Annotated in this window: 8 protein-coding genes; 2 read left to right on the top strand and 6 right to left on the bottom strand. The window is 67.3% G+C overall.

Annotated features, from left to right (window positions below; translation table 11 throughout):
• Positions 1-537 (top strand): orotate phosphoribosyltransferase (locus ACRDUX_RS17650; RefSeq protein ID WP_526415312.1); only part of this gene is annotated, 537 nt, incomplete at its 5' end.
• 12 nt (positions 538-549) lie between these two features.
• Here ACRDUX_RS17650 and ACRDUX_RS17645 read toward each other — a convergent pair.
• Together ACRDUX_RS17645 and ACRDUX_RS17640 are read right to left on the bottom strand one after the other, a co-directional pair.
• The gene (locus ACRDUX_RS17645; protein WP_526415311.1) at positions 550-987 is read right to left on the bottom strand and encodes a nitroreductase family deazaflavin-dependent oxidoreductase; all 438 of its coding nucleotides are present in this window, start codon (positions 985-987) and stop codon (positions 550-552) included.
• 14 nt (positions 988-1001) lie between these two features.
• Positions 1002-2258 (bottom strand): cytochrome P450, encoded by a 1257-nt coding sequence (locus ACRDUX_RS17640; RefSeq protein WP_526415310.1) that lies wholly within the window; start codon positions 2256-2258, stop codon positions 1002-1004.
• A gap of 178 nt (positions 2259-2436) precedes the next feature.
• Between ACRDUX_RS17640 and ACRDUX_RS17635 the strand changes: the two genes are divergently transcribed.
• Positions 2437-3102 (top strand): TetR/AcrR family transcriptional regulator, encoded by a 666-nt coding sequence (locus ACRDUX_RS17635; RefSeq protein ID WP_526415309.1) that lies wholly within the window; start codon positions 2437-2439, stop codon positions 3100-3102.
• Positions 3103-3131: 29 nt separating this feature from the next.
• Here the strand turns inward: ACRDUX_RS17635 and ACRDUX_RS17630 are convergent, their stop codons facing one another.
• The 4 genes from ACRDUX_RS17630 to ACRDUX_RS17615 form a co-directional block, all read right to left on the bottom strand.
• A complete protein-coding gene (locus ACRDUX_RS17630) occupies positions 3132-4175 on the bottom strand; it encodes an ABC transporter ATP-binding protein (protein ID WP_526415308.1) in 1044 nt (347 codons plus the stop codon).
• Complete coding sequence (locus ACRDUX_RS17625) at positions 4172-4933, bottom strand: ABC transporter permease (protein WP_526415307.1); 762 nt, start codon at positions 4931-4933, stop codon at positions 4172-4174. The genes ACRDUX_RS17630 and ACRDUX_RS17625 overlap by 4 nt, the downstream gene beginning before the upstream one ends.
• Positions 4930-5784: an ABC transporter permease gene (locus ACRDUX_RS17620; RefSeq protein ID WP_526415306.1), complete on the bottom strand. Its 855-nt coding sequence runs from the start codon at positions 5782-5784 to the stop codon at positions 4930-4932. Before ACRDUX_RS17620 ends, ACRDUX_RS17625 begins: the two co-directional genes overlap by 4 nt.
• A 5-nt stretch (positions 5785-5789) precedes the next feature.
• The coding region (locus ACRDUX_RS17615) for an ABC transporter substrate-binding protein (RefSeq protein WP_526415305.1) at positions 5790-6283 on the bottom strand (494 nt) is incomplete at its 5' end.

Raw genomic sequence — 6283 nt, 5'->3', positions numbered from 1 at the left:
TTCGAGCTGATCCGCACCCGCGGCTACGAGCGCCGCGAGGAACCCTTCAGGCTGGTCAGCGGTCAGCTCAGTCACGACTACATCGACGGCAAGTACGCCATCGACACCGGTGAGCGCCTCACCATCGTCAGCCGGGCCGTCGCGGACCTCGCCGCCCAGACCGGTATCGAGTTCGACGCCGTCGGCGGCCTCACCATGGGCGCCGACCCGCTCGCGCACGGTATCGCCATGGTCACGGGCAAGGCCTGGTTCTCGGTCCGCAAGGAACAGAAACAGCGCGGCCGCGAACAGTGGATCGAGGGCACTCGCCTCGAGCAGGGCACGCGCGTCCTGCTTGTCGACGACGTGATCAGCACCGGCGGTTCCACCGAGATCGCCTTCGACCGCGCGGTCGCGGCGGGAGCCGTCGTCAGCGGCGTCATCCCGATGGTCGACCGGGGTGACGTCGCCGCCGGAAGGTTCGCACGCCGCAACGTGCCGTTCGCCGCACTCATCACCTACCGCGATCTGGGCATCGATCCCGTCAAGGACGTCTGAGCCGCGTCGGGTTCAGCTGGGGATCAGGGTGGCGTGAAGGGCGCTGCGAGTCGTTGGGCGAATGGTTCCGGGCGCCGCGGGTAGGCCAGGGGAACCGACGGGGACGACGCGAGGATTGGTCAGCGCGTAGCGCCGGCCCCGGTGAAGGATCCCCGCCGAGCCGGCGGCCAGGACGTTACGGATCCAGTCCGATTCGGTGCCGTAGTTCAGGACCACCACGAACTCGCCACCTTCTACGAACGCCATGACCGGAGTCCGATAGTCCTTGCCGGTTCTTCGGCCGCGGTGCTCGATGACGGCCATGTGGTCCAGACGAGGGGCCCACAGCCGCTGGATCGGATTGGTGACTCGCTTGTTGAAGTGTGCGATGTAGCGCATCGTGCGCAGGCCCAGCAGCGACGAGATCCGCTCTGCCACAACGGCGATCCGATTGGCGATGGTGTTCGACATGCGTGTCCGGGGTGTCAGTTGAGGCGATCGGTGACCGCGACGCTGCGGCTGTGCAGTTGCACCGGCAGTCGCGGGTAGCCGTAGAGGTTGACCAGCCCGCGCCGTTGCGGGGGTTCGGTCAGACGCAGATCCGGATATGCCTCGAAGAGTGCGCGCAGCGCGGTGGCGCCTTCGATTCGGGCGAGGGCAGCGCCCAGACAGGCATGCACACCGGAGGCGAACGCCAGATGGTCGCGCGCATTGGCCCTGGTGACGTCGAAGTCGTCGGGGTCGGTGAACACGTTCGGGTCGCGATTGGCGCCGCCGAGCAGTAGCGCGACCATCTCGCCGGCGCGAAGGTGCTGCCCGGCGATCTCGACGTCGCGATGTGGGGTGCGGGCGGTCATCTGGACCGGGCTTTCGAACCGCAGGATCTCCTCGACGGCGGCGGGCCAGAGGTCGGGATCCTCGCGCAGGCGTGCCAGCTGCTCGGGGTGAGCCAGCAGCTGGACGATGCCGTTGCCGATGAGGTTCACCGTGGTCTCGAAGCCCGCCCCGATGAGTAGCGCGGCGTTGGCGCTGAGTTCGTGGTCGGTGAGGCTGCCGTCCGCGGACAGCTTGCTGAACGGGTTGTCGTCGGCATTGCCTCCACGCAGATCCTGAAAGTGCTCGCCGAGGAAGCCGTCCAAGTCTCGTAGTCCGTCGATGGCCTGCCGGAAGGTCGTCCAGGGGATGCCGATGTCCAGCAGCGGCGCGCCACGATGTCCCCACTCCAGCAGTCGGTCGTGGGTGTCGGCGGGCAGCCCCAGGATCTCGGCGATCATCGCGACCGGCAGCCGCGTTGCGAAGTCGGCGATCAGATCGGGATGCGGTCTGGAGGCGAGCCGGTCGATCAGCTCCGTGGTCACCTCGGCGACGCGGGCGCCGAGCGTGTCGATTGCGCGCGGCGTGAAACTCTGCGCCACCAGCTGTCGATAGCGGGTGTGGTCGGGGGGATTCACGATGACCATGGCGGGCGGTTCCACCGGGTTGGCCACCTTGGGGTCGGTTCGCAACAGCAGTGTTCGCACCGGGCCCGGCCATTCCATGTCCGCTGGCGCGGTGACACCGAACCTCTTGTCGCGCAATATCTCTCGACACACATCGTGACTGGCACTGGCCCATACGAACGGGGTGCGCACCAGCGGTCCCCGCGCTCTGATCTCGCCCATCAGCGGGTACGGGTCGTTGGCGTGTCCGTGATTGGCGATCAACCGCGCCAGCGGGTCGCCGCGGCGGGCCCGTACCGCCATGAACGCCCGTGGAACTCCATGCAGCGCCATCCACCGTGCCCGTAACCCGATATCCACAACACCCCCCGCGCGGACGGATACCCACTACCATGAGACGAGCGAGACAAAATTGCTATCATTGTCTCAGACTCTGTTGCCACGCTACGACGACCGGCCCGCGCACGCAAGGAGGGATTTGGTGTCATCGACCCGAACGGCGGACTTCGTGCGGCGGCTCGCCGAGCCCGACCCTGCGGTGCTGGCCCTGGTGCGCCAACCAGACGCGATCAGCGCCCGCATCCTGGGCGCAACGCTCGAGCAGGCCGAACTCGTCGGAATACGGCGCACCACCATGGAAGACGTTGCCCGACGCAGTGGCGTCGGGCGGGCCACCCTCTACCGGCGCTTCCCCACCAAGGAAGCCCTCATCGATGCCCTCGTCATCGCCGAAGCGCGGCGCTACCTCCGCGGCAATGAGAAGGCCCGCTCACACGCCGACACCCTCGAAGACCGGCTGGTCTACGGCACCGTATTCGCGGTGACGTTCCTGCGTGAACACGCACTTCTCAAGAAATTGCTGCGCACCGAGCCCGAGACGATCCTGCCCAGCCTCACCGTCGACGCCGGCGCGATCGTCGACTTCGCCACGGAGTACTCCGCTGCGCAACTGCGCACCGACCTCTACGGAACGAACGCCACCACGCCCGCCCAGGAGCGCCATCTGCGCACCGTCGCGGAGCTACATACCCGACTCACCCTGTCGTTCATCGTCACCCCCCACACCGGGATCAAACTCGCCACCATGGATGACACCAGGGCCTACGTGCGCCAATATCTCCTGCCGATGATCACCGCGTCCGGCTGACCGGCGCCGCTCATCCCGCGACGTGCTGGTCAGCTGGCGGCGGGCACCACCAACACCGAGGTGGGCAGCACCCCCACGGTCACCCGCTGCCCCGGCGTGAAGTCCCTCGCCTGTGCACTGCTCAACTGCGCGCTGACGACGGCGCCGTCCGACAGCTCGGCGTACACCCGCGAGATCGGACCGAGGAACGCCACCGACTTGATCGTGGCGCCGCCCGCGTCGTCGGCGGTGACGGTCACCGACTCCGGGCGCACCATCGCCGTGCCCGCCCCCGATGCGATGGAACCGCTGAGTGTCGGTAGTTCCGAACCGAGGACGCGTGCGTTGCCTGACGAAACCGACGCAGGCACTTGGTTGTTCAGGCCGACGAACTCGGCAACGAACGGCGTGGCCGGGTTCGCGTACACGTCGGCGGGCGCGGCGAGCTGCTCCAGACGGCCCTTGCTCATCACCCCGACCCGGTCGGCGACCGCAAGGGCCTCCTCCTGGTCGTGGGTGACGAACAGCGTCGTCGTCCCGACTTCGAGTTGCACGCGGCGGATCTCGTCGCGCAGCTGTGTGCGCACCTTCGCGTCGAGTGCGGACAGCGGTTCGTCGAGCAGCAGGACCCGTGGCTGGATCGCCAGCGCGCGGGCCAGGGCCACCCGCTGCTGCTGGCCACCCGACAGCTCGGAGGCGTACTTGTGGGCATGCTCGGAAAGCCCGACCAGGTCGAGCATCTCCGCCGCCCGGCCTGCTCGGTCACCCTTGCCCCGGCCGCGCATCTTCAGGCCGAATTCGACGTTCTCCAGCGACGTCAAGTGGGGAAACAGGCTGTAGGCCTGGAACACCATCCCCATGTCGCGCTTGTTGGCCGGCACGGTGGTGAGATCACGCCCATCGACGGTCACGCTGCCCGACGTCGCCTGGTCGAGACCGGCCAGGATCCGCAATGCGGTGGTCTTGCCACACCCGGACGGGCCGAGCAGCGCGATGAACTCACCGGGCTCGATGCGCAGGCTCAAGCCGTCCAGCGCCTTGACCGTGCCGTAGGTCCTGGTGAGATCGGTCAGCTCTACCGCGACACCGCTCATGCGTGACGCCTCCGTCGGGTCAATAGTGAAAGGGCAAGCAGCAGAACGAATCCGAACAGTAACGTGGCCAGCGACGCGGCTACCGACGTCGGCCCGTCGGTCTTGCCGAGTGCGACGATCTGAACCGGAAGCGTCTGAAACCCGGACAGCGAGGCGACGGTGTACTCACCGAGCACGACGGCAACGGAGATGAAGGCTGCCGACAGGATGCCCGAGGCGATGTTGGGCACCACGACGCGCACGATCGTCGTCGGCCACCCGGCGCCGAGCGAGCGCGCCGCCTCCGAGAGGGTCCCGAGGTCGATTGCGGACAGCGCCGCGTCGATCGACCGGTAGGCGAACGGCAATACCAGCACGACGTAGACGAACGTCAACGTCAGAGCGGATTCCCCAAGCAGATAGGTCACCCACAGGTAGACGTTCTTGAGCCCGACCACGACCACCAGGGCGGGAATGGTGAGCGGCAGCAGGCACAGGAACTCGACCGCACCCTTGGCCCATGGGGTACGCAGTCGCACCCAGATCATCGTGGGCACCAACAGGATCAGCATCGCCACGACGGTCAGCGCCGCGAGCAGCAGCGAGGTCACGATCGACTGGTAGAGCGCGTCGTCGGTGACGAGGTTCGTCCACGCCTGCAACGTCCGGCCACCCTTGAGCAGATTGCGGGTGGAGAAGTCCGCCATCGCGTACAGCGGGAACAGGAAGAAGAGGCCGAACACCACCCAGAGCGCTCCCTTGATCGCGCGCAGCTTCATCGCAGCCACCTCGCCGTCCGACGGATGAGCACGCTGTACGCGGCCATCACCAACGCCACGACGACGATCATCTCGAGCGCCAGGGCGTACGCGAAGCCGGCCTGCCCCAGCACCACCTCGCTGGTCAGGGCGGCGCGGATCATCAGCGGCACGATCGGGCTGCCTTGGCTGACCAGGGCCGCAGCGGTGGCGTAGGCCGCAAACGCGTTGGCGAACAACAGAAGTGCCGAGCCGAGGAAGGCGGGCGTCAGCAGCGGGACGGCGACTTGACGCCAGTACTGCCACGTCGACGCGCCGAGGCTGACCGCGGCCTCGCGCCATTGCTCCCGCAGGCCCTCGAGCGCGGGCAGGAAGACGATCACCATCAGCGGAATCTGAAAGTACGTGTACACCAGGATCAGCCCAGGCAGCCCGTACAGCCAACCCGAGCCTGCCAGGTTCCAGCCGAGATGATCTTGGGCCCACAATGTCAGCACACCGTTGAGGCCTATCGTCGCCAGGAACGCGAAAGCCAATGCGACGCCACCGAACTGGGCCAGGACGCTGCACAGCGACAACACCGAGCGACGGATCAACGACGTTGGCGGCCTCGTCACGATCAGCCAGGCCAGCACCGCGCCGAACGCGGCGCCGAGGAACGCGGTGCTACCCGACAGCAGCACACTCCTGCCGAGCGCGGTCAGCGCCGTCTCGGAGAACAGCGCACCGAGGCGCGCCAGCGAGAACCGGCCGTCCTCGACCAGTGCGCTGACGACGACCGTGATGGTCGGCACGATGAGGAAGATCGCGACGACCGCGAAGAACGGCAGCAGCGGCAGGGATTCGCGGAGCCTTCGGATGAGGACCGGCAACGGGATCAGCCGACTGCCTTCGCCCAGTTGGCCTCCAGGTACTTCTTGGCCGCGTCGTTCTGCTGCTCGGTGACGTAGGTGGCCGCACCGTCGACGGGCGGCAACAGCCGGTAGGCGGCCAGGTCGATGGTGCCGTCGACCACCATGCTGTCGGCCCGCACCGGCCGTGCGCTGCCTTGCAGGAACAGGTTCTGACCCTCGTCGCCATACAGGAATTCCTGCCACAGGCGGGCGGCGGCGGGGTGCGGGGCGTCCTTGTTGATGGCCTGGTAGTAGTAACCCGCGAGGGCCGCGTTCGGCGGGATGAAGACCTTCCACGACGGCAGCTTCTTGGTTTCGGCGACGTTCAGGTAGTCCCAGTCGACGACCACCGGCGTCTGGCCCGACTCGATGGTGGCCGGCGTCGGGTCGACCGGCAGGAAATTGCCTGCCTCCTTGAGCTTCTGGAAGAACGTGACCCCTGGCGCGATGTCGTCGGGCGAACCGCCCTGGCTGACCG

Origin of the sequence: Mycobacterium sp. (genome assembly GCF_050701675.1) — a bacterium.
In the GTDB taxonomy this organism is placed as follows: Bacteria; Actinomycetota; Actinomycetes; order Mycobacteriales; family Mycobacteriaceae; genus Mycobacterium.
This window is presented reverse-complemented; position numbering and strand designations above follow the sequence as displayed.

Excerpts from the sequence above, each read along its gene's own strand:
- ACRDUX_RS17630 (WP_526415308.1), bottom strand. The coding sequence starts at position 4,175 with ATGAGCGGTGTCGCGGTAGAGCTGACCGATCTCACCAGGACCTACGGC.
- ACRDUX_RS17625 (WP_526415307.1), bottom strand. The coding sequence starts at position 4,933 with ATGAAGCTGCGCGCGATCAAGGGAGCGCTCTGGGTGGTGTTCGGCCTC.
- ACRDUX_RS17640 (WP_526415310.1), bottom strand. The coding sequence starts at position 2,258 with ATGGCGGTACGGGCCCGCCGCGGCGACCCGCTGGCGCGGTTGATCGCC.
- ACRDUX_RS17645 (WP_526415311.1), bottom strand. The coding sequence starts at position 987 with ATGTCGAACACCATCGCCAATCGGATCGCCGTTGTGGCAGAGCGGATC.